19 protein-coding genes and 1 other RNA gene are annotated in these 21117 nt (G+C 55.6%); 9 read left to right on the plus strand and 11 right to left on the minus strand.

All coding sequences use genetic code 11. The features are described from left to right. Positions 1–30 precede the first annotated feature (30 nt). From JAO79_RS04790 to JAO79_RS04800, 3 genes are all read right to left on the minus strand, one after another. The gene (locus tag JAO79_RS04790) at positions 31–1590 is read right to left on the minus strand and encodes a BCCT family transporter (RefSeq protein ID WP_199005981.1); all 1560 of its coding nucleotides are present in this window, start codon (positions 1588–1590) and stop codon (positions 31–33) included. A 69-nt stretch (positions 1591–1659) separates the two neighbouring features. Next, positions 1660–2637: a dipeptidase gene (locus JAO79_RS04795; protein WP_199005982.1), complete on the minus strand. Its 978-nt coding sequence runs from the start codon at positions 2635–2637 to the stop codon at positions 1660–1662. Positions 2638–2653: 16 nt separating this feature from the next. Then, a complete protein-coding gene (locus tag JAO79_RS04800) occupies positions 2654–4093 on the minus strand; it encodes an aldehyde dehydrogenase family protein (protein ID WP_199005983.1) in 1440 nt (479 codons plus the stop codon). Between the two features lie 103 nt (positions 4094–4196). Here JAO79_RS04800 and JAO79_RS04805 point away from each other — a divergent pair, with 103 nt between their 5' ends. Then, entirely contained in the window at positions 4197–5081 is an 885-nt protein-coding gene (locus JAO79_RS04805) for a LysR family transcriptional regulator (protein WP_199005984.1), read from the plus strand. Between the two features lie 46 nt (positions 5082–5127). Here JAO79_RS04805 and JAO79_RS04810 read toward each other — a convergent pair whose 3' ends face one another. The 3 genes from JAO79_RS04810 to JAO79_RS04820 form a co-directional block, all read right to left on the minus strand. Beyond that, positions 5128–6708: a BCCT family transporter gene (locus tag JAO79_RS04810; RefSeq protein WP_199005985.1), complete on the minus strand. Its 1581-nt coding sequence runs from the start codon at positions 6706–6708 to the stop codon at positions 5128–5130. 200 nt (positions 6709–6908) lie between these two features. Beyond that, positions 6909–7964 carry a hypothetical protein gene (locus JAO79_RS04815; RefSeq protein ID WP_199005986.1) on the minus strand — a complete coding sequence of 352 codons (1056 nt, stop codon included), beginning with the start codon at positions 7962–7964 and terminating at the stop codon, positions 6909–6911. Positions 7965–7983: 19 nt separating this feature from the next. Next, positions 7984–8781, minus strand: a complete 798-nt coding sequence (locus tag JAO79_RS04820; RefSeq protein WP_199005987.1) for an SDR family NAD(P)-dependent oxidoreductase — start codon at positions 8779–8781, stop codon at positions 7984–7986. Positions 8782–8921: 140 nt separating this feature from the next. Between JAO79_RS04820 and JAO79_RS04825 the strand changes: the two genes are divergently transcribed. Further along, complete coding sequence (locus JAO79_RS04825; RefSeq protein ID WP_199005988.1) at positions 8922–9929, plus strand: AraC family transcriptional regulator; 1008 nt, start codon at positions 8922–8924, stop codon at positions 9927–9929. Here the strand turns inward: JAO79_RS04825 and JAO79_RS04830 are convergent. The 3 genes from JAO79_RS04830 to smpB all read right to left on the minus strand — a co-directional run bounded on the left by JAO79_RS04830 (position 9919) and on the right by smpB (position 11820). Next, entirely contained in the window at positions 9919–10800 is an 882-nt protein-coding gene (locus JAO79_RS04830; protein ID WP_199005989.1) for a chemotaxis protein, read from the minus strand. The two genes, JAO79_RS04825 and JAO79_RS04830, sit on opposite strands and share 11 nt — an antisense overlap. Before the next feature lie 113 nt (positions 10801–10913). Further along, positions 10914–11277, minus strand: a transfer-messenger RNA (tmRNA) gene (gene ssrA, locus JAO79_RS04835). Between the two features lie 63 nt (positions 11278–11340). Next, positions 11341–11820 carry an SsrA-binding protein SmpB gene (smpB, locus tag JAO79_RS04840; protein WP_199005990.1) on the minus strand — a complete coding sequence of 160 codons (480 nt, stop codon included), beginning with the start codon at positions 11818–11820 and terminating at the stop codon, positions 11341–11343. A 181-nt stretch (positions 11821–12001) separates the two neighbouring features. Between smpB and JAO79_RS04845 the strand changes: the two genes are divergently transcribed. The 3 genes from JAO79_RS04845 to JAO79_RS04855 are packed head-to-tail and all read left to right on the plus strand — an operon-like array spanning position 12002 to position 14385. Next, positions 12002–13600, plus strand: a complete 1599-nt coding sequence (locus JAO79_RS04845; RefSeq protein ID WP_199005991.1) for a sodium-dependent transporter — start codon at positions 12002–12004, stop codon at positions 13598–13600. Between the two features lie 57 nt (positions 13601–13657). Then, positions 13658–14107, plus strand: coding sequence for a type II toxin-antitoxin system RatA family toxin (locus JAO79_RS04850; protein WP_199005992.1), 450 nt, complete (start codon positions 13658–13660; stop codon positions 14105–14107). After that, a complete protein-coding gene (locus tag JAO79_RS04855; RefSeq protein WP_199005993.1) occupies positions 14107–14385 on the plus strand; it encodes an RnfH family protein in 279 nt (92 codons plus the stop codon). Before JAO79_RS04850 ends, JAO79_RS04855 begins: the two co-directional genes overlap by 1 nt. A gap of 4 nt (positions 14386–14389) precedes the next feature. On the opposite strand, the gene JAO79_RS04860 is transcribed toward JAO79_RS04855, so the two are convergent. Continuing rightward, positions 14390–14722, minus strand: a complete 333-nt coding sequence (locus JAO79_RS04860; RefSeq protein ID WP_199005994.1) for an outer membrane protein assembly factor BamE — start codon at positions 14720–14722, stop codon at positions 14390–14392. A gap of 122 nt (positions 14723–14844) precedes the next feature. Here JAO79_RS04860 and fur point away from each other — a divergent pair, with 122 nt between their 5' ends. Then, the gene (fur, locus tag JAO79_RS04865; protein ID WP_199005995.1) at positions 14845–15264 is read left to right on the plus strand and encodes a ferric iron uptake transcriptional regulator; all 420 of its coding nucleotides are present in this window, start codon (positions 14845–14847) and stop codon (positions 15262–15264) included. A 75-nt stretch (positions 15265–15339) separates the two neighbouring features. On the opposite strand, the gene recN is transcribed toward fur, so the two are convergent. Beyond that, complete coding sequence (gene recN, locus JAO79_RS04870; protein WP_199005996.1) at positions 15340–17019, minus strand: DNA repair protein RecN; 1680 nt, start codon at positions 17017–17019, stop codon at positions 15340–15342. A 267-nt stretch (positions 17020–17286) separates the two neighbouring features. On the opposite strand from recN, the gene grpE reads away from it, so the two are divergent. The 3 genes from grpE to dnaJ all read left to right on the plus strand — a co-directional run bounded on the left by grpE (position 17287) and on the right by dnaJ (position 21106). Then, positions 17287–17892, plus strand: a complete 606-nt coding sequence (gene grpE / locus JAO79_RS04875; protein ID WP_199005997.1) for a nucleotide exchange factor GrpE — start codon at positions 17287–17289, stop codon at positions 17890–17892. Positions 17893–17984: 92 nt separating this feature from the next. Further along, positions 17985–19898, plus strand: a complete 1914-nt coding sequence (gene dnaK / locus JAO79_RS04880) for a molecular chaperone DnaK (protein WP_199005998.1) — start codon at positions 17985–17987, stop codon at positions 19896–19898. A 77-nt stretch (positions 19899–19975) separates the two neighbouring features. Then, entirely contained in the window at positions 19976–21106 is a 1131-nt protein-coding gene (gene dnaJ, locus JAO79_RS04885) for a molecular chaperone DnaJ (RefSeq protein ID WP_199005999.1), read from the plus strand. Positions 21107–21117 lie beyond the last annotated feature (11 nt).

A 21117-nucleotide genomic window follows, 5' to 3' on the forward strand; every position in this document is an offset into this window, starting at 1 on the left:
CTTGCCTGTTTGGCCTACTGTTCATTCTAGCTAGTGTTGGATGAGATTCTGCTCGCGAGCCATGGCATAGGCCGCTTTGGGGCCAAGCCACAGGGATGGCAGCAGAATGAGTGAAACCGGAATCGCGGTTAGCACAATGAATTGCTGCAGCACGCTGATCTGGCCCGCCCCCATGAACAGCAGGATGGCGGCCATGCCGGCCATGGCGAGGCCCCAGAACGCCCGCACAAAGGTGTTGGGTTGGTCGTGGCCAGAGCTCACGACAGCGATGGAGTAGCTCATGGAGTCACCGGTAGTGGCCACGAACACGGTTGTCAGAATCAGGATGGCCAGCGCCATAAAACCGCCGCCGGGAAGTGCTTGCGCGACAGTCAGCGTGGCGACATCAAAGCGGAAGTTATTCAAGGCGTCCGCCAGGTCGATCACGCCGGTTGACTGGTAATAGATGCCTGAGCCGCCGAGCAGGGTAAACCAGATGGTGGTGGCAACGGGGGCCATCACCGCGACCGCCAGAATCATGCTGCGGATGCTCCGGCCCCGGGAAATCCGCGCCACGAAAATCGCCATCAGCGGGGCATAACCCAAAAACCAGGCGAAGAAGAACACGGTCCACCACTGCATCCACCAGCCCGGCGCAGTCTCGGCGGTCATGGTGGCCATGGTCATGAAGGAAGACACGTACTGGCCCATCCCCTGGATGTAGGTGTTGGTGAGGAACAGCGTGGGGCCGAACACATAAATAATGGCTGCGACCGCCAGGGCCAGAAACACGTTCATGCGGCTCAGGAACTGGATGCCGCGATGGATGCCGGTCACCGCCGAGGTCACGTAGATAATGGCGAGCGCAATGAGAATCGCCATTTGTGTCACCAAACCGTCGGCCAGCCCGAACAGTTCACTGAGCCCAAAGCTCATTTGTGTCGCCAGAAAACCGATGGGGCCAACGGTGCCAGCCACTACTGCGATCACACAGCAAGCATCGACAACGCTTCCCAGCCAGCCGCTCATGATGTGTTCGCCAAACACCGGGTAGAGCAGGGTGCGCGGTTGCAGCGGTTTGTCTTTCACGTAGTGCGCGTGAGCCAGAACAATCGCGGCCAACGTACCCAGAACGGCCCAGGCGAGGAAGCCCCAGTGCATGAACGACTGTGCCATGGCGTTGGGGATGGCTGCGGCGGTGCCGGGTTCAGAGCTGAACGCCGGCGGGGTGACCACATAATGGTAAATGGGCTCGCCGGCAGCGAAGAAAACGCCGCCTCCGGCCAGCAAGGTACACATGATGATGGAGAGCCAGCGAAAGGTGCTCATCTCGGGCTGCTCCATGTTGCCAATTCTGGCTCGGGCAGCCGGTGTGCAGGCCACGCCGATGGCAATGAAGAAGGTGGCCAATAGCAACAGTTGGAAGTAGGTGCCGAAGACTTTCGCCGTCCAGCCAAACCCTTCGCCGATCACCTCCGCAACAGCTTTGAGATCAAACAGAGAAAATCCGACGAACAGCACGATAAAGCCAACGCTGAGGGTCAGTACCACCGGATCGCCAAGTTGGGCTATGGAGTAGTCTCCGCCTGACTTGATGTTGTTGTTTTTCATCACGCGTACCTTTTTTGTTTTAGCGCTTATCCGTTTACAGGGTGCCGGGCATTAAGCACCCCCGAGGGCTCAGGTAAGAGCCCGGGTGCCCATTTCCAGTTGCCGCAGCCAGTTAAGGCCCATGATCTTTTCCACGTCTTCTTCGCTGAAACCTTTACGGCGCAGGCCTTCAATAATGGCTGGGAAATCCCGGTTGTCTTTGAACCACGACAGTGGCCTGGGCCAACCCGCGTTGTTTTTGTTGCCTTCGCCAAAATCCATTTCCTTGGACCAGCGGCCATTGCGCATCCAGTCCAGAACGGATTGGGGCTGGCCCTGGCACAAATCGGTGCCAATCCCGATGTGATCAATACCCATCAGTTCCGCGGTGTCGGCCACCATGTTGCAGAAGCTTTCCAGCGTGCAGTCGGGCCCGTCTTTCAGGTGAAACGGGTACACCGAGAAACCGAGTAACCCGCCACTTTCCGAGATGGCCTTCAGCACCGTATCTGACTTATTACGCTTCGCCGGATGAAACGAGGACGGGTTGGCGTGGGAAATAATCACCGGCCGGCTTGATAGTTCGATGGCGTCTAGTGTCGAACGTTCCGAACTGTGGGACATGTCGATGATCATGCCCACCCGGTTCATTTCCGCGATGGCCTGGCGGCCAAACCGGCTCACGCCGCTGTCTTCCGCTTCGTAACAACCTGCAGCCAAAAGGCTTTGGTTGTTGTAGGTCAGCTGCATGATCATCAAACCGAGCCTGCGCATGACTTCGATCATGTCGATGTCGTCTTCAATGGGTGAGCAGTTTTGCGCGCCGAAGAATACGCCCACACGATTGGATTCTTGTGCCCGCCGGATGTCTTCTGCCTCGTACACCGGCATGATCAGATCGCTGTGCTGTTCGAAGCGGCGATTCCAGTCGCCGAAGCGTGACAGCGTCTCGCGGGTGTTTTCGTGGTACACCAAGGTAGCGTGCACCGCCGACACACCGCCTGCGTGCATTTGCTCAAAAATCTCCCGGGACCAGTTGGAGTATTGCAGTCCATCGATAGTCAGCATGGTGCTTCTCCTTTGATCAGGCCCGCACGTAGCAGGTTTTGACAACGGTGTAGAACTCGCGGGCGTACTGGCCTTGCTCGCGGGGGCCGAAGCTGGAGTTTTTGCGGCCGCCAAAGGGCACGTGGTAATCGGTACCAGCCGTCGGCAAGTTCACCATTACGCAGCCGGTTTGCGCCCGGGCTTTGAAATCCGAGACAATCTTCAGGGAGTTGGTGATGATGCCGGCGGTCAGGCCGTACTGGGTATCGTTCAGGGTGGCCAGCGCCGTTTCGTAATCAGGCACCCGGATGACACAGGCAATGGGGCCGAAGATTTCATCCCGGTTGATGGCCATGTCGTTGGTGGTGTCGGTGAACAGCGTGGGGGCCATGTAGTAGCCATCGGTTTCTGCTTCGACACGCGAACCCCCGAAGGCGAGAGTGGCACCATCGGCTTTCGCCCGCTCAATCCACGCCAGGTTGGATTCCAGTTGGCGCTGATCTGCAATGGGGCCGATCTGTACGCCGTCTTCCAATGCGTGGCCGACTTTTGCCAGTTCCAGCCGTGCCTTCAGTTTGGACACGAATTCATCATGAACGGCATCGGTTACGATCAGGCGTGAAGACGCCGTACACTTCTGCCCACTGCCGGAGTAAGCGCCGTTAAAGGCTGCTTCAACCGCCAGATCCAGATCGGCATCGTCCAGTACGATCAGCGCGTTTTTGGAGCCCATTTCCAGCTGACATTTGACCAGATTGCCCACGGTAGCTGCCGCAACCCGACGGCCTACGTCCAAGGAACCGGTGAAGGTGATCGCTTGCACTTTCGGGCTGTTGATCAGGGTTTCGCCAGTTTCACCGCCAGAACCCATCACCAGGTTAAAGGTGCCCGCAGGCAGATCCTGCTTGCTGATGATCTCTGTGAGTGCCCAGGCACTGGCCGGTACCAGGTTGGCAGGTTTGAACACCACCGCGTTACCAAACGCCAAAGCCGGCGCGATTTTCCAAACCGCGGTGGCCATCGGGAAGTTCCAGGGGCTGATGATGCCCACCACGCCCAACGGTTCGCGGCGAATGTCGATTTCAACGCCCGGGCGAACCGACTCAGCGCGTTCGTCAATCTGGCGCAGCACCTCGGCGGCGTAATAATGGAAGAACTGGCCAGAGCGGTACACTTCGCCTTTGCCTTCCGCCAGAGGCTTGCCTTCTTCCCGGGACAGAAGTTCACCCAGCTCGTCCTGGCGGGCAATCAGTTCGTCGCCGATGGCCATCAGCACTTTATAACGCTGCTCCAAGCCGCTTTTGCTCCACTGAGCGAAGCCGCTCTGGGCCGCATTAATAGCGTCGCTGGTCTGGTCGGCACTGGCCTGATCAAACTCGCCGATCGTGTCGCTCAGATCAGACGGATTTACGTTGGTGATGGTCTTGGTGCCGGTAACCCACTGGCCATTGATGTAAAGCGGATGAGAAGTAGTCATGAGAGCCTCCTTGATTTCGATGCATTCATGCTAGTCAAGATGCCATAATAAGGATAATCAATAATTGAGATGGATTGATAAGGTTTCCTTATAGGGTGTTGCCATGTTGCCAGAGCTGAAAATTCAGCAACTCCGCTATGTGATTGCGGTTGTAGACGAAGGTGGTTTCAATGCGGCGGCCAAACGTGTTTTCCGTTCGCAGCCGGCGCTGTCGATGGCGGTTCGAGAGCTTGAACAGCGTTTGGGGCAAAACATTTTTGAGCGCGGCGGTAAGGGCCAGTTGACGCCTTTTGGCAAGTTCTGTTTGCCACGGTTTCGCGAGTTATTGGGTCAGCACGGCCGGTTGGTAAAAGATCTGGTGAACCAGGCTGATGGCAAACAGGGGCATGTTCACATCGCAACCGTGCCATCTGTGGCCACGCGCATTATGCCGCCCTTGCTGGCGGAATTTATCGATCAATTTCCGAATCTAACCATCAGTTTGCACGACGAAAATGCCCATTACGTGTGCCAGATGGTGGCGCATGGTGAGGTGGATCTGGGGATCACTAGTCTGTGGCAAGGTGAAGACGAGCTCGATTACACGCATTTGTTTGAAGACAAGGTGGGCGTGGTGTGTCACCGGAGCCACCCGTTGGCGAACCGGTCATCGATAGATTGGCGCAGTCTGCAGGGTGAAAAGTTGATTCGAAACGGCACGTCCCGGCTTTTGATGGGCACCGAAGCGTCAGCACTGGTCGAAAACAGCGCGTTCTATATTTCCAATATGATTTCGTTGATCGCAATGTTGGAAGCGGGCGCGGGCATCACCACCTTGCCGCAACTCGCTTTCCCCGAAAATAACCAGAATCTGAGCTTTATACCGCTGCAGGAGCCTGATGTGGTTCGCAGAATAGGGTTGGTGAAGGCCAGTAACTGCACGTTGTCGCCGGCGGCGCAGATTATGGATGCGTTTTTGCTGAAGAGTCTCAGGGGCGGGGAGAAATAAAACGGCGTGGCCGGGTAAACCCGGCCGCGCCGTGTTGCAACGGTGTTTAGCTGTGCTTTAGCACCACTTTTTCCGCAATCAGGTTCTGCTCGCGAGCCATGGCGTAGGCGGCTTTCGGGCCGAGCCACAGTGAGGGCAGCAAAATCAGTGACACAGGAATGGCCGTGATCACGATGAATTGCTGCAGCACGCTGATCTGACCTGCACCCATGTACAGCAGAATGCCGGCCATGGTCGCCATTGCAATGCCCCAGAAAGCACGCACGAACGTTTTCGGCTGGTCGTGACCAGAGCTGACTACCGCAATGGAGTAACTCATGGAGTCGCCGGTAGTTGCTACAAAAATCGTGGTCAGAATCAGAATGGCCAGTGCCATGAATCCGCCGCCAGGCAAAGCTTGCGCAACCGTCAATGTGGCTACGTCAAAACGGAAGTTGTTCAGGGCTTCAGCCAGATCAATCACACCCGTCATCTGGTAGTAGATACCGGAACCGCCGAGCAGGGTGAACCAGATGGTGGTCGCAATCGGGGCCATCACCGCCACGGCGAGAATCATTTCCCGAATGCTTCGGCCGCGGGAAATACGGGCAACGAAGATCGCCATCAGCGGCGCATAGCCGATGAACCAGGCGAAGAAGAACACAGTCCACCACTTCATCCACCAGTTAGGTGCGGTATCTGCTGTCATGGTCGCCATGTCGAGGAAGGACGACACGTACTGCCCCATGCTTTGCATGTAGGTGTTGGTGTAGAACAAGGTGGGGCCAAAGACAAAAATGATGGCGGCAATTGCCAGTGCCAGGAAAACGTTCATGCGGCTCAAAAACTGGATGCCGCGGTGTACACCGGTAACGGCTGAGGTTACGTAAATGGCGGCGAGAGCAGCCAGAATGGCCATTTGTGTACCCAAACCATCGGTAAGACCGAACAGTTCGCTGAGGCCAAAACTCATCTGAGTCGCCAGGAAGCCAATCGGGCCCACGGTGCCGGCTACGATGGCAATCACGCAGAAAGCATCGATAACACTGCCAATCCATCCGCTCATGATGCGTTCACCGAATACGGGGTACAGCAGAGTGCGCGGCTGCAGGGGTTTGCCCTTCACGTAGTGGGTATGCGCCAGCACGATGGCGGCCAAGGTACCGAGTACAGCCCAGGCCAAAAAGCCCCAGTGCATGAACGATTGAGCCATGGCGCTGGAGACGGCCTCGATGGTGCCGGGCTCGGTGTCAAACGCCGGAGGCGTGACAACGAAGTGGTACACAGGCTCGCCAGCTGCAAAGAATACGCCACCGCCGGCCAGCAGTGTGCACATGATGATGGATAGCCAGCGGAAGGTGCTCATTTCCGGGCGGTCAAGGTTACCGATCTTGGCTGCTGCCGCCGGTGTGCAGGCCAGGCCGATTGCAATAAAGAAGGTGGCCAGAAGTAACATCTGGAAGTAACTGCCGAACACTCGTGCGGTCCAGGTGAAGCCGCTACCGATTGCGTCAGCAACGCCTTTGAGGTCAAACAAAGAAAAACCCACAAACAGCGCAATAAAGCCAACACTGAGCGTAAGTACTACCGGGTCACCAAGTTGAGCTATCGAATAGTCTCCACCTGATTTTTGGTTACCCTGAGCCATAAAATAAACCTTTTTTAATGCATCTTAAAAACTTGGCGCGGGACAGTGCCATAAATGGCTGTCGAATACCAATGCCTATCCGTACTTTTTCTATACGCATGTCACGAAAGCCAAAAGCTGCATCCCGTGCAGCTTTTGGCTCATTTCAGTGTGGTTGGTAATCCCACACAGAAAAGGACAGACCGCCAGAGAGCTTTGTCTCATGCAGGGATGTGCAGTTTTCCGTGACGGGCTTCGCCCACATAGAACGCGGGCTTGGCACCCGGAAATGCCCAGAATGGGGTCATCTCGGATGACGGGAAGATGTTCGGAAAACGAGGGTCGCGCCGGGACGGGCCGGCAATGGTTTTTTCCTGAACCATGGAAATGTACTGGTCAATTGAATTTTCGAGGGTATTGCCGTTGATGATGACCTCGGTTCCGATTGTTTTGGCGTATTTCGCTACGCCGCTGGCGGCCGAAAGGTGCGGAGCGTAAGAGTCCACGCTGACACCGTTCTCGCTGGTGACCCACAGGCCTTCATCGGTGTGAACAACAATGGAGTGATTGCCCTCGGTGTGCCCCGGCGTGTGCACCAGCGCGACGCCATCGCCCAGCATGATCGAGCCGTCAAATTTGATGACCTTGTCTTCGGGCACTCCGGCAATGCCTGACGGGCAATACCAGTCTGCTTGGTATGGATTTAAATCCTGGGCAGATTCCCACTCCCGCCAGTGCACCAGCAACTTGGCATTGGGGAATACCGCCTGCTCCTGATCGGTACCCAGCCAGCGGCGCACATCCTGAGTATGCAGGTGGTCGTAGGTGATGTAGTCGATGTCCTCCGGCTTCAGGCCTAGGCTGGAAACAACCGCCGGCGCGGTGGTTTGCCGGTCCACAATCATGTTGGTGAAAAGACTTGGCGTGTTGTCCTGCAGTCGCCGGAAAAACGGCGTTTCGCCGTTGCGCTCGTAGTCGGATGGCGACACCAGCATGGTCTTTACGCCTTCCTCAGTATCAAACTGCACCACAAAAACGCGGTTCTGGATATGCACGTACTCTACGAGCCGTTCGCGAGAGAAAGCGTTGCGCAACCCATAACGGGCGGGGTAAGGCACCTTCACGAGATCAAACGACCGGAAGTAGCGCGCTTTGGGGCCTGCCAGCATGGTCTTCCGGAAACCTTCTGCGGCGGCGCGGGTGTCTTCAACGCGAGCTTGCTGGCCGTAGGCACTGCGTGAACTGTCAAAGTCGGTGATCTGTTTGAAAAGTGTCATCGGTTATCTCTTGTTGTTCTCAGCGGAAGTTGTCGGATTCAAAGTTTTTGCGGCCACGTTCCATGGCGCGTCGCGTCATGCGCAGAAAAAAGGTTGGCACCGCATTGGAAAGCCGGCCCAGCAGCTTGTCTTGCCAGGGCAGGAAGTATTCCAAAGGTTGTTTTTTCAGAACCGGCCCGAGTACGGCTTGGGCGACGTCTTCAGGCGTTAGCGCGCGGCTGCTGGCGAAGGTCAGTGCGGAATTTTCGTCGCCACGCTGCTGTTCCAGCATGGCGGTTTTGACCGGGCCAGGGCCGACCAGTGACACCGCAATACCGTGACGACGAAGGTCACCAGCCGCGGCAATGCTAAAACCGCGCACGGCAAATTTACTGGTGGCGTAAACCGCATTACCCGGAACCGCGCACAAGGAAGCCAGTGAGCCGATGTTAATAATATGGCCGCGATGGCCGCTGGATAGCATGTGCGCGGCAGCTGCGTTGGTGCCAAAAATCACGCCTTTCACGTTCACGTCCAGCGTCAGATCGATGTCTTTGCTGTCCAGGTCACCGGTACGGCCGCTGCGAAGCACCCCGGCTCCATTGATTAGCACGTCTACTTTCGCCTGATCAGAAGCAAGGCGCTGGAATAATGCCTGCCATTGATCGTTGTCCCGAACGTCGAGGATTTCGCAGCGCACCGCGCTTTGGTTTGCCCAGCGCTTGGCGAGCCCCTCGGCGTTCATGTCGGCGGCGATGACGCTGTGGCCGCTCTGAATCGCTTGTTCAATGATGCATGCGCCTATGCCGCATGCGGCACCCGTTACCATTATTAGCATCGATGTTCCCCGTGACCGGACCGGTCATCATTGTTCGACGGATTTTTAATGACAACGATGACAAGCTCTCCCGTCGCCTGCTTGACACAGGCTGCCATGTTTTTAACACTTTACGCCAGCCCCGCGATGTCGAGAGTGATATGACCGTTCACCGCCGATCCATTCCGGCCAGCTTTGCCCTTGCGCTTTATGAGTATCTTGACCAGCGTGGTATCGATGCCGACGCGCTTTTGCCGGTGCCGAGGCCGCCGCAGGACTCCCTATTAAATGCAGATATACCGATAGAGCTCTGGCGGCAGTTGCTTGAGTGCGCCGCGCAGCATTTGGATGATCCACAGCTGGGGCTGCACCTCGGGCAAACCATCATACCGCGCCATGCGGGGGTGCTCGGCTATGTGATTATGGCTTCTGAAAACCTCGGGGAAGCCATTGCCCACTTCCATCGCTACCAGCGACTGATCTACGACGTGACTCCGCTGATCGTCCGTCAGGATGAGCAGGCGATGGAGCTGGTTTGGGATGCGGACCATGGCCGTCCGGGGGCGTTGGTGGACGAAACGGCCGTTACGGCGCTGGTTAATTTCATCCGACGCCTGACGTTTTCGGGCCTTGTGCCGAAGAGGGTGGATTTTATAAATGCCACGCCCGCGAATATTGACGCCTACACCGAGTACTTCGGTTGTCCGGTCAGGTTCGAACAGCCAGAAACCGTACTCCGTATAGCGGCCGACAGCTTGGGCCATCCGCTACGAACCTCGGACCCCGCGATGCTGACGATGCTGGAAGCTCAGGCCGATGCGCTCTTGGCCCGCTTGCCATTGAAATCGCCGTTGGTCGATGACGTGCGCCGGCGGATAGGGCGGTTGTTGTCGGACCAACAGCCGGATATTGGCACCGTTGCCGCCAATATGGGGGTGTCTACGCGCACGTTGCAACGACAATTAGCATCGGAAGGCACCAGTTTTCTGAAAGAAGTTGCGGCAGTGCGTCGCGAAATTGCTGAGCGCTATTTGCGGGAAACCAACTTAGGGCTGGTCGATATTGCGCTGGTACTGGGTTATTCGGAGCACAGTGCGTTTACGCGCAGTTTCATACGATGGACCGGGATGACGCCGATTGCGTATCGGCGCGGAAGGTCTAGGAGCTAGCTCCCCGCAGCATGGCTTGCAGTAATTCCTCGGCATCAAACTTGGTTAGGGCTTCGTTGGCTCCGACTTGATTGGCGTAGCTGAGGCTCATCTCGCTGTTCAGAGACGTGTGCAGAATAATGTAAGGCTGTTCGAGTGAGGAGTTGTCCCGCACATTGAACGTTAGCTCGTAACCGTCCAGCCCGGGCATCTCGATATCGCTCACCAGTATGTCGATCGGATGCCCCGAATCGTGTTCTTTGAGCAATATTTTAAGCGCCTCACTACCATTGCTGGTGACATGGTAGTGAATGCCTTTGCTATCGAGGACATCGGATAGTTGCTTACGGGCGACCTGGGAGTCGTCGACCAGCAGAATATTCAGGGAACTGAGAGTTTCGCCCTGCACATCCGAGAGCGTCACCTCTTGAGTGTTGAGAGACTCCGGGTATACCTTGGCCAACAAAAGCTCCAAATCCAAGAGCTGAATAATGTCGCCGCCCACATCGAGCAGGCCTGTAATAAAGACGTTAGTGCCAAGCGCCTTAGGAGGCGGCATCACGCTCTTCCAGTCCGTCTCAATTATTTGCTGAACGCCGCGCACCAGAAAACCGATTTCCTGCCGTTGGATGTCGGTCACAATGATGGAAGCTGTCTCCTGCTCCTCTTTGGTGAGGGCCGGGAAACCGACAGCGGCCGACATGTCGATCACCGGCACTGCAGAACCCCGGAACGTTGCCGTACCGATAACAGCATGGTGGCTGTGGGGCAGCTTGGTCAGGCGAGGAAAGGGCAGTATTTCGCGGATTTTCAACGTACCGATACCGAAAAGCCGAGAACCGAACAGGCGGAACAGCAGAAGTTTCTGGGACTGCTTCGCTTGGCTGGACATAAACGGATCCTGAGACGAAAGAAAGCTCCGGTTCGGAGCTCTTGATGTGCTTGGGCTTTATGAAGTTAAAAACGAAAAAAGCCCCTGAAATCAGGGGCTTTTCTCTGGTTATTTGGTGGAGACGGCGGGAATTGAACCCGCGTCCGCCAGCACTATGCCTTGAGATCTACATGTTTATGTCCTTCTATTGATTTAACCTCAAGCGACCCGAAGGCCAGGGTGCAGGAGGCGAGTTCTTTAAATCTTAGCCGTTAGCCAGTGAACTCTGGATAACGGAGCGTCCCGTAAGCGATGACGTCCTGAGATGTTGCTTCCGGGCTACGGGCGACCCGGTCAGGACGACTAGCAGCTTACGCTGCTAGTGCGTAGTTTTCGTCGTTTGCGACTATTGCATTGCAGCTTTGGATTTACGAGATTCGCTGCCATCTCGACATGCACCCAAGGGTTCGCCACCAGCGTCGAAGCCATGTCGTCCCCTTATCCACAGTATATGTGGGCGCCGTGCTTAACTTCAAGGCTTGTTTGTTGCGGTTTCTACGATCAGCCGGCGTTTTCCCGCATAATCCGTTGCTTCTGACGGTTCCAGTCACGCTCTTTCTCGGTGGCGCGTTTGTCGAATAGTTTTTTGCCTTTCACCAGAGCAATTTCACATTTTACCTTGTTGCCCTTCCAGTACAGCGCCAAAGGTACGCACGTATGCCCCGCCTGACTGGTTTCCCCGATCAGTTTTGCCAGCTCTTTGGCGTGCAAAAGCAGCTTTCGCGTTCGGGTCGGGTCCGCGATCACGTGCGTAGAGGCGGCTGTCAGAGGCTGGAAGTGAGCACCCAGCAAAAACGCTTCGCCGTCTTTCAGCAACACGTAGGCATCGGTGATCTGGCCTTTGCCGGCTCGCAGGGATTTAACTTCCCAGCCGAGCAGGGCAATGCCCGCCTCGAAGCGTTGCTCTATATGGTATTCATGTTTCGCCTTTTTGTTGAGGGCGATGGTGCTGCTGGGCATACCAGGCTTTCTCTTGCTCATGAAACCTTCTCGGAATCTGAAAAATGAATTTGCTGGCCAAGTGTCTGGTCGCCGGCAAAACCGGCATTGTAGCCCAGTCGGGCCAGACGGGTCACGATTTGGCCTTACATGGCCTGTTGGCATTCGTACCCGGGCCACAGTGTCGGCTACAATAACGGGCCTTTTGACATTAGGGATCACAATGTCGAGTAAGTATCAGACATCTATCGGGTCGTTTACCCGAAAATCAACCTTCTTCTGGGCCTCGGTGGGCGCAACCGTCGGGCTCGCCAATCTGTGGCAATTTCCCTATCTGGCCAGCGTTCATGGTGGCGGGTTGTTTGTGTTGGCGTATCTGGTTTGCCTGTTGGTGGTCACGCTGCCCCTGATGGTGACTGAAGCGGCAATTGGCCGTCACTCCCGCCACGGCATGGTGTTGGCGATGGATGGGTTGGTTAAGACGGCCGGTGGTTCATCGGTGTGGCGGTTGGCTGGGCCGTTAAGCATTCTTGCGTCGTTCTTAGTGCTTTCGTTTACCGCGGTGTTTGGCGGAATTGTTGTCGCTTATATTTTCTTTGGTGCGACGGACAGTTTCGGTAGTGCCGATACCGCTGAGGCCACGGGGCTTTTGGCGGAACTGGTGTCGAGCTCCGGGCGTTACCGGGAGTTTATGGGCTGGCATGCTTTCTTTTTGTTGTTGGTGGTTTGGGTGTCAGCTCGGGGCGTGGTGAGCGGAGTCGAGCGGTCCTTGCGGATGATTGTCCCGGGCGGTCTGGTGTTGATGTTCGGGCTCTTCGCGGTGGCCGTAACGCAGGGGCAACTGGCCTCGGGCATTGATAGTATATTGGTTCTGCGCCCGGCGCAGTTTGGTCTGGAAAGTCTTCAGGCGGCATTCTTCCACGCCTTTTTCACCTTGGGCTTAGGGGTGGGTGTTTGGGCCATCTTCGGAGCCTATAGCACCTCCCATACCAGGCTGAAGCGTTCGTTGTTGGCGGTCGTGCTGATGGATACGCTCATTGCCATCGTCGTGGGTGTGATGATGTTCTCGGTGGCATCGGGCAGCGGCAGTCTGGACGGGCAACACGGGTTTGGCCTGCTGTTTGTTTCGTTGCCGGTTACGCTCGCCCCGGCTCCGTTCAGTCAGGTTGTTATTACCGCGGTGTTCCTGGCGGTTATGTTGGTGGTTTGGGCAACATCGATAGCATTGTTGGAATCGGTCGTCGCTTGGTTCAGGGAATGGACAGGGGCACCTAGAACCTGGTCGGTCATTATTGTGGGGGCCGCTGTTTGGCTTGCCGGATTGGCCTCTTTGTTTTCGTTCAACGTATGGTCTGAATACCGGCTTGCGGGCGCCACAACCTATCGCTGGGTTGAGTTGGTTGCCGGTGGCGTGTTGATTCCTTTGGTCGGCATCCTGGTCGCAACCTTTGCCGGCTGGGGGCTAACCAAGCGGTATTCAGCCGGTATGCTGGGCGATGCACCCGTGTGGTTTCGCAAGGCTTGGCTTTGGTCAATGCGCCTGATTCTACCGCTGGTGGTGGCGTGGATCGGAATCCAGTACACGGCAGTATCATTGGCAAACCTGTGCGAAAATGGCAGTGCCGCAGTCTGGTGCTCGACTGGTCAAAGTTCGGTGGCTGAAGAACCTGCAGCGCCAGAGCCAGGCTCGGATGCCACGCCGGAAAGCGGGGTTGATGAGGGTGCGAACGTAACAACCTCGACGAAAGCGAGCGCCCGTGAAGACGTAAATCAAGAGTCAGCAGCTCCCAGCGACGAAGATATCCTTTATCATAGCGTTTAGCAGAACGGCCTGGTTCAGTTTGGCGCGAATACATTGACAGGTAGGAATTCCGGTTTTATGGCCCATCAGATAGACAAAACAGCGCTGGTCATGCACTCAGCGGAGCGTATGTTCCACTTGGTTAATGACATAGCCCGTTACCCCGAATTTTTGCCATGGTGTGCCGGGGCCGAGGTGCACAAGCAAACCGATCAGGAAATCATGGCGTCTCTGGAAATCGCCAAAGGTGGTGTTCGGCACACCCTGACAACCTGTAACCAGCTGCTAATGCCGGAATCCATTGAAATGAAGCTGGTGGAAGGGCCGCTTAAGAACCTGACCGGGCGCTGGCATTTTCGGTCACTGGATTCCAACGCCTGTAAGGTGATTTTGAGTCTGGAGTTCGAGTTTTCCGGGTCGCTGGCTCGTATGACATTCGGCCCGGTGTTAAATCAGGCCGCGAACACCATGGTGGACGCTTTCTGTCGCCGCGCCGATGAAGTGTATAAAGCAGGGGAGCTTTGCTGATGCGAGTTGAGGTGGCCTACGCCCGGCCCGATAAACAACAGATTCTGGAAGTCGCTGTGCCGGAAGGCACCACGGCGCTCGACGCGGTAAAAGCATCTGGCATAGTGGACGTGTTCCCTGAGATCAACCCTGACGACATTGATATGGGTGTTTTTGGCAAGGTTATCAAAAAGCCGGAGAGCCATGTCTTGCACGAGGGTGATCGTGTGGAGCTTTACCGGCCTTTGATCATAGATCCCAAGCAGGCCCGGCTAAACCGAGCCAAGAAAAAAGCTTGAGCGCTTAGTACGCGGGGGTTTCTTCCAGCAATTTGGCGTCGTGAGAGCGGTAGGTGTTGCCATCGTAGTACACAACAATGCGCTGCTCTTCGATGTCGCCGCCACGGCGCTGGAAGGTATAGATGTAGTATTCCTGTGAGGGGTCTACCGGGTTCAGCATCAACGGGGTTCCCAGCAATGCATGCACCTGGCTCCGTTGCATGCCTTCCGACAAGCTTGCCAGCTCCTCGTCAGTGACAATGTTGCCCTGTTGGACGTTGATTTTGTAAACGCCCGGGAAAACACATCCCGCCAGAGATATAATGCTAATAAGAACGATAGCGGTGAGCTTTTGCATCGCTTAGGGAAATCCTCTATCTTGAGTTCGCCTGCCTGGAGCAGGAGTGAAACGGGCTAACCGTTGAACGGCGGCTTCATCATACCGGAAGCCGTAAGGCACACCAAAGAGTGAATACTAGCATGTCATCTGAAAACACCGAATTACGAAAAGTCGGTCTTAAGGTAACTCTTCCGAGAGTTAAGATCTTCAATATCCTTGAGAATGCTAAAGAGCATCATTTGAGTGCCGAGGACGTCTATAAAAAACTGTTAGACCAAGGCGACGACGTGGGATTGGCAACCGTATACCGGGTGCTGACTCAATTCGAAACTGCCGGGCTGATTCTTCGCCACAATTTTGAAGGCGGCCATGCCGTGTTCGAAATGGCGGGTGAAGACCACCATGACCACATGGTGTGTACCGAGACCGGCGAAGTTGTCGAGTTTGTCGATGAAGTGATTGAAGAGCGCCAGAAGAAAATTGCTGCAGAGCACGGCTACGAGATCGTAGAGCACAGCCTGATCTTGTACGTTAAGCCGATCAAATCTGGCGACAAGTAAGTAAATAGAAGCAATAAAAAAGGGGCCGGCATAAGCGGGCCCCGAAAACTCTCGAATCGAGAGGGGATTCTCTACTCAGTGATGGGTTGCCTGACCTTTCACAACCATCTCTTTAGCGTGTGCGATTGTTTGTTCGGTCATATCCACGCCGCCCAGCATGCGGGCCACCTCATCTATTCTGCCCTGGTCGTTCAGCGTTTCGATTCGGGAGAATGTCGCTTCTTTCTCGGTAAATTTGCTCACGAATAGGTGCTGATGGCTTTGTGCAGCTACCTGGGGCAGGTGAGTCACGCAGAGCACCTGTCCATTGGCCCCTAGCGATCTCAGCAGGCGACCAACCACTTCAGCAGTGCCACCACCAATGCCAACGTCGACTTCGTCGAATACCAATGTTGGTGTTGTCGAGGTTTGAGCAACCACAACCTGAATGGCCAGGCTGATTCGGGATAATTCACCACCAGAGGCGACTTTTGCCAATGGCCGGGCCGGTTGCCCGGGGTTGGCGCTAACCAGAAACTCAATGTCCTCCAGGCCATGGGGTGCCGGCTCGCCGTCTTTGTCACGGTTCAAGTGCGTGACAAACTGTACGGAAGGCATGCTCAATTGTGCCAGTTCGTGGGCGATTCGTTGGTCTAATTCGGCAGCGGCCTGCGCTCGCTTGGCCGACAGTTGTGTTGCAACTGCGTCAAATTCGGCTTTGTATTGTTCAAGTTCTGCCTCGAGTTGCTCCAGGCTGCCTGCGCCGCCGTCCAGTTCTTCCAGTTCATCACGAAGGCGCTGGTGCAGGTCAGGCAGTTCTTCCGGCCCGATGCGGTGTTTGCGCGCCATCTGATAAACAGCGCTCAAGCGCTCTTCAACTTCCGCAAGCCTTGCCGGGTCTGCCTCATAATCATCAACAAAGCGCCGCAAGTTATCGCCTGCTTCGGAAATCTGAATTTGGGCTTCGTTAAGCATCTGCAGGGTGTCGGCCAACTCCGGCACTTCTACAGGCATTTGTTCCAACAATTGCAGCGCATGGCGGAGACTGTTTGCGGCACTGGATTCTTCCTCAGTGCACAGCTGCGCCGCTTGATGACTGCTGTGCAGAATAGCGTCGGCCTGGCTGAGCTTTGTTTGTTCCTGTTCGAGCGCTTCCTGTTCACCCTCTTCCAGTGCCAGGCGGTCCAGTTCTTCTACCTGATACCGCAACAATTGCAGCTTGGCTTCGGTTTCGTCGGCGTTTTGCTGGCGCTGGATGAGTTTCTGCTGGGTTTGGTGCCAGTTTTTCCAGGCCGTTTTTGTCTGCTCGGCAAGCTGTTCAGCGCCCGCAAACTCATCCAGTAGTTTGCGGTGAGTATCTTTGCGAAGCAGGGACTGGTGTTGATGCTGGCTGTGGATGTCCATCAGCAGCCCGCCCAGTTCTTTCAGTTGTGACAGTGGCGAAGGTTGGCCGTTGATGAAAGCTTTGGAGCGGCCGTCCTTACTGATGGTGCGGCGCAGTATGCATTCGCTTTTCTCATCCAGATCGTGACTTTCAAGCCATTTGCCCGCCTCGGGGATATTGGAGATGTCGAAGCTGGCGGTGATGTCGGCACGCTTGGCGCCGTGGCGCACAGCACCAGCGTCGGCGCGACCGCCCATGGCCAGGCCCAAGGCATCCAGAACAATGGATTTGCCAGCACCGGTTTCGCCGGTCAGTGCTGTCATGCCTTTGTTGAATTGCAGCTCAACGCGTTCGGCGATGGCGTAGTTGGAAACGGTAAGTTGTGTAAGCATGCCGATACCTCTGCTTGGGCCCCGTAAGGGTTGCTGAAATCAAAAAAAGAATACTGTTCGCCTATACAGTTGCTGTGAATATATACAGTGATTTTTGGGTTTGCAAATTTTGGTCGGCAAAAAAACGAAAGAATCCGATGTTGGAAAGGTTGAATCTGAATCTCGGAACCCCATATCGGTTCGCAAAGCATATTTTCCCGCCGTTTTGATCGGCGGGCTCTATTCGCCGCGTGCCTTTGGGCGCTGGAAAACGTATTGGGAGTGATCATGAGTGCTGACGATAAGCGCAACGAGCAAGTAGAAGAACAGGTAGAGGTAGAAGAGGCGACTGCGAACGCAGAAGAGCAGGCTGCTGAAGAGCCGGTTGAAGCTGGTGAAGTCTCTGAGCTGGATGCGCTGAAAGCACAGCTACAGGAGTACCAGGATCAGGCTTTGCGGGCTCAGGCTGAGATGCAGAATGTTCGTCGTCGGGCAGAGCTGGATGTTGAAAAAGCACACAAGTTTGCTCTGGAAAAGTTCGTCAAAGAGCTGTTGCCGGTGGCCGACAGTCTGGAAAAGGCGGTTGAGAGCACCGAAGGGAACGAAGAATCCGGTGAGCTTGTGGCTTCCATCCGTCAGGGCGTGGAGATGACCTTGAGCCTGTTCCTGGGTAGCCTCAAAAAGTTCAACGTTGAACAGTTGAACCCGGTTGGCGAACCGTTTGATCCACAGCAGCATGAAGCCATGTCGATGGTGCCTGCGCCTGATGCCGAGCCCAACAGTGTCGTGGCGGTTGTGCAGAAAGGTTACCTGCTAAACGGACGCGTGGTTCGTCCGGCCATGGTGGTGGTGGCGAAGGCAGAAAGTGCACCAAAAATCGACGAGCAGGCTTGAAAAGCCGAATAAAGCGCCAATATAGCCATTAAACAGAAGCAGCCGGGGTGTAAGTGCTCCGGACAGATTTCAGCAAGATTTGGAGTGAATGTATGAGCAAGATTATCGGTATTGACCTCGGAACCACCAACTCCTGTGTGGCCGTAATGGACGGCGACAAGGTGAAGGTAATTGAGAACGCCGAGGGTGATCGCACCACCCCGTCCATCATCGCCTACACCGATGATGGGGAAACGCTGGTTGGGCAGTCAGCCAAGCGCCAGGCGGTAACCAACCCCGACAACACTCTTTACGCCATCAAGCGTCTGATTGGTCGTCGCTTTGAAGACGACGTTGTTCAGAAAGACATCAAGATGGTGCCTTACAAGATTACCAAGGCAGACAACGGCGATGCGTGGGTCGATGTTAAGGGCCAGAAAATGGCACCGCCGCAGGTGTCTGCTGAAGTCTTGAAGAAAATGAAAAAGACCGCTGAAGACTATCTGGGCGAGAAAGTTACCGAAGCGGTTATCACCGTGCCGGCGTACTTTAACGACAGCCAGCGTCAGGCCACCAAAGACGCCGGTAAGATCGCAGGTCTGGAAGTTAAGCGGATCATCAACGAGCCGACCGCAGCTGCTCTGGCCTATGGCATGGATAAGCAAAGCGGCGACCGCACTGTAGCCGTATATGACCTGGGTGGCGGTACCTTCGACCTGTCCATCATCGAAATCGCTGACGTAGACGGCGAACACCAGTTCGAAGTTCTGGCCACCAACGGCGACACCTTCTTGGGTGGTGAAGACTTCGACCTGAAAGTGATCGAATACCTGGCGGACCAGTTCAAGAAAGACAGCGGTATCGACCTGCGTGGCGACTCGCTGGCGATGCAGCGTCTGAAAGAAGCGGCCGAAAAAGCCAAGATCGAACTGTCCAGCAGCCAGCAGACCGACGTGAACCTGCCTTACGTAACTGCAGACGCAACCGGTCCTAAGCACATGAACGTCAAGCTGACCCGTGCCAAGCTGGAATCTCTGGTAGAGGATCTGGTTCAGCGCAGCCTTGAGCCGTGTAAAGTGGCGCTGAAAGATTCTGGCCTGAGCGCTTCTGAAATTGATGAAGTGATCCTGGTTGGTGGTCAGACTCGTATGCCGCTGGTTCAGGAAAAAGTGAAAGAGTTCTTTGGCAAAGAGCCGCGTAAAGACGTGAACCCGGATGAAGCGGTAGCCATGGGTGCTGCGATTCAGGGTGCGGTACTGTCTGGTGACGTAAAAGACGTTCTGCTGCTGGACGTAACTCCGCTGACCCTCGGTATCGAAACCATGGGTGGCGTAGCAACTCCGCTGATCGACAAGAACACCACGATTCCGACCAAGAAGTCCCAGACTTTCTCCACGGCGGAAGACAACCAGACTGCAGTGACCATCCACGTTGTTCAGGGTGAGCGTAAGCAGGCGGCGCAGAACAAGTCGTTGGGTCGTTTTGACCTGGCCGACATCCCGCCGGCGCAGCGCGGTGTTCCGCAGATCGAAGTTACCTTCGATATCGACGCCAACGGTATCCTGAACGTGTCTGCGAAAGACAAGGCAACAGGCAAAGAGCAGTCCATCGTCATCAAGGCTTCTTCTGGCCTGAATGATGATGAAATCGAAAAAATGGTACAAGACGCCGAAGCGAACGCTGAGGAAGATCGCAAGTTCGAAGAGCTGATTCAGGCTCGCAACCAGGGTGACGGCATGGTTCACGCTGTGCGCAAGACCCTGAGCGAAGCTGGCGACAAGGTAAGCGATAGCGAGAAAGAGTCTATCGAAGCTGCGATCAAGGATCTTGAGGAAGCTCTGACTGGCAGCGATAAAGACGATATCGAAGCCAAGACTCAGAAGCTGACCGAAGTATCCTCCGAGCTTGCGCAGAAGATGTACGCGGATCAGGCTGAACAAGCCGCCGGCCGGGAAGGCGAAGAAGCTCAGGCAGCCGACGATGCCGTCGATGCCGAGTTTGAAGAAGTCAAAGACGACAAGAAGTAAATCCTAAGTACATCAGGTAGTTGGAAAGCGCGGGCCGATGTCCGCGTTTTCCGCGTTATAGCAACAGGATTTTAAGCATGGCCAAACGCGATTATTACGAAGTACTTGGGGTCTCCCGGGGCGCGGAAGATAAAGAAATCAAGCGGGCGTACCGAAAGCTCGCGATGAAATACCATCCCGACCGTAACCCGGATGATGCAGACGCCGACGACAAGTTCAAAGAGGCCAGCGAAGCCTACGAAGTGTTGATGGATGCCAACAAGCGCGCAGCCTATGACCAGTTCGGACACGCTGGCGTAGACGGCCAGGCCGGCGGTGGCGGCGGCTTCGGTGGTGGCAACTTCTCAGACATCTTCGGGGATGTATTTGGTGACATCTTCGGCGGTGGTGGCGGTGGTCGCGCCCGCAACACCCGAGGTTCCGATCTGCGTTACACGCTGGAGCTGGATCTTGAAGAAGCGGTCAAAGGTAAAGACGTCAAAATTACTATTCCAGGCCATAAGGAATGTGACAGCTGCGAAGGTAGCGGTGCTGAAAAAGGCTCCCGCCCGGAAACCTGTGGAACCTGTCAGGGTATGGGGCAGGTGCGTATGCAGCAGGGTTTCTTCACTGTGCAGCAGGCTTGCCCAACGTGCCGTGGTTCGGGTCAGATCATCAAGAACCCGTGTAAGGCTTGCCATGGTCAAGGCCGCGTAAGACAAGAGAAAACCCTGTCGGTGAAAGTGCCGCCGGGTGTTGATACTGGTGATCGTATTCGGTTGTCCGGTGAAGGCGAAATGGGTGTGGATGGTGGTCCTCCCGGTGACCTGTACGTGCAGGTGGCGGTGCGTGAACATGCAATCTTCACCCGTGATGGCCGCAACCTGTATTGTGAGGTGCCCATCAGCATCGTGGATGCCGCCTTGGGTGGTGAGCTGGAAGTGCCGACACTGGATGGCCGCGTGAAACTGAAAATCCCGGCCGAAACCCAGACCGGCAAACTGTTCCGCTTGCGCAACAAGGGTGTAAGCCCGGTACGCGGCGGTCCGGCTGGTGATTTGCTGTGCCGCGTCATAGTTGAGACGCCGGTAAATCTGACCAAGCGCCAGAAAGAATTGTTGGGCGAATTCCAGAAGACACTGGACGATTCCAACGGTTCCGAGCATGCTCCGAAGAAAACCTCTTGGTTTGAGGGTGTGAAAAGTTTCTTTGACGAAATGAAATTCTGAGGACAAAGCTG

Origin of the sequence: Marinobacter litoralis, from assembly GCF_016427555.1 — a bacterium.
Taxonomy (GTDB): domain Bacteria; phylum Pseudomonadota; class Gammaproteobacteria; order Pseudomonadales; family Oleiphilaceae; genus Marinobacter; species Marinobacter litoralis_A.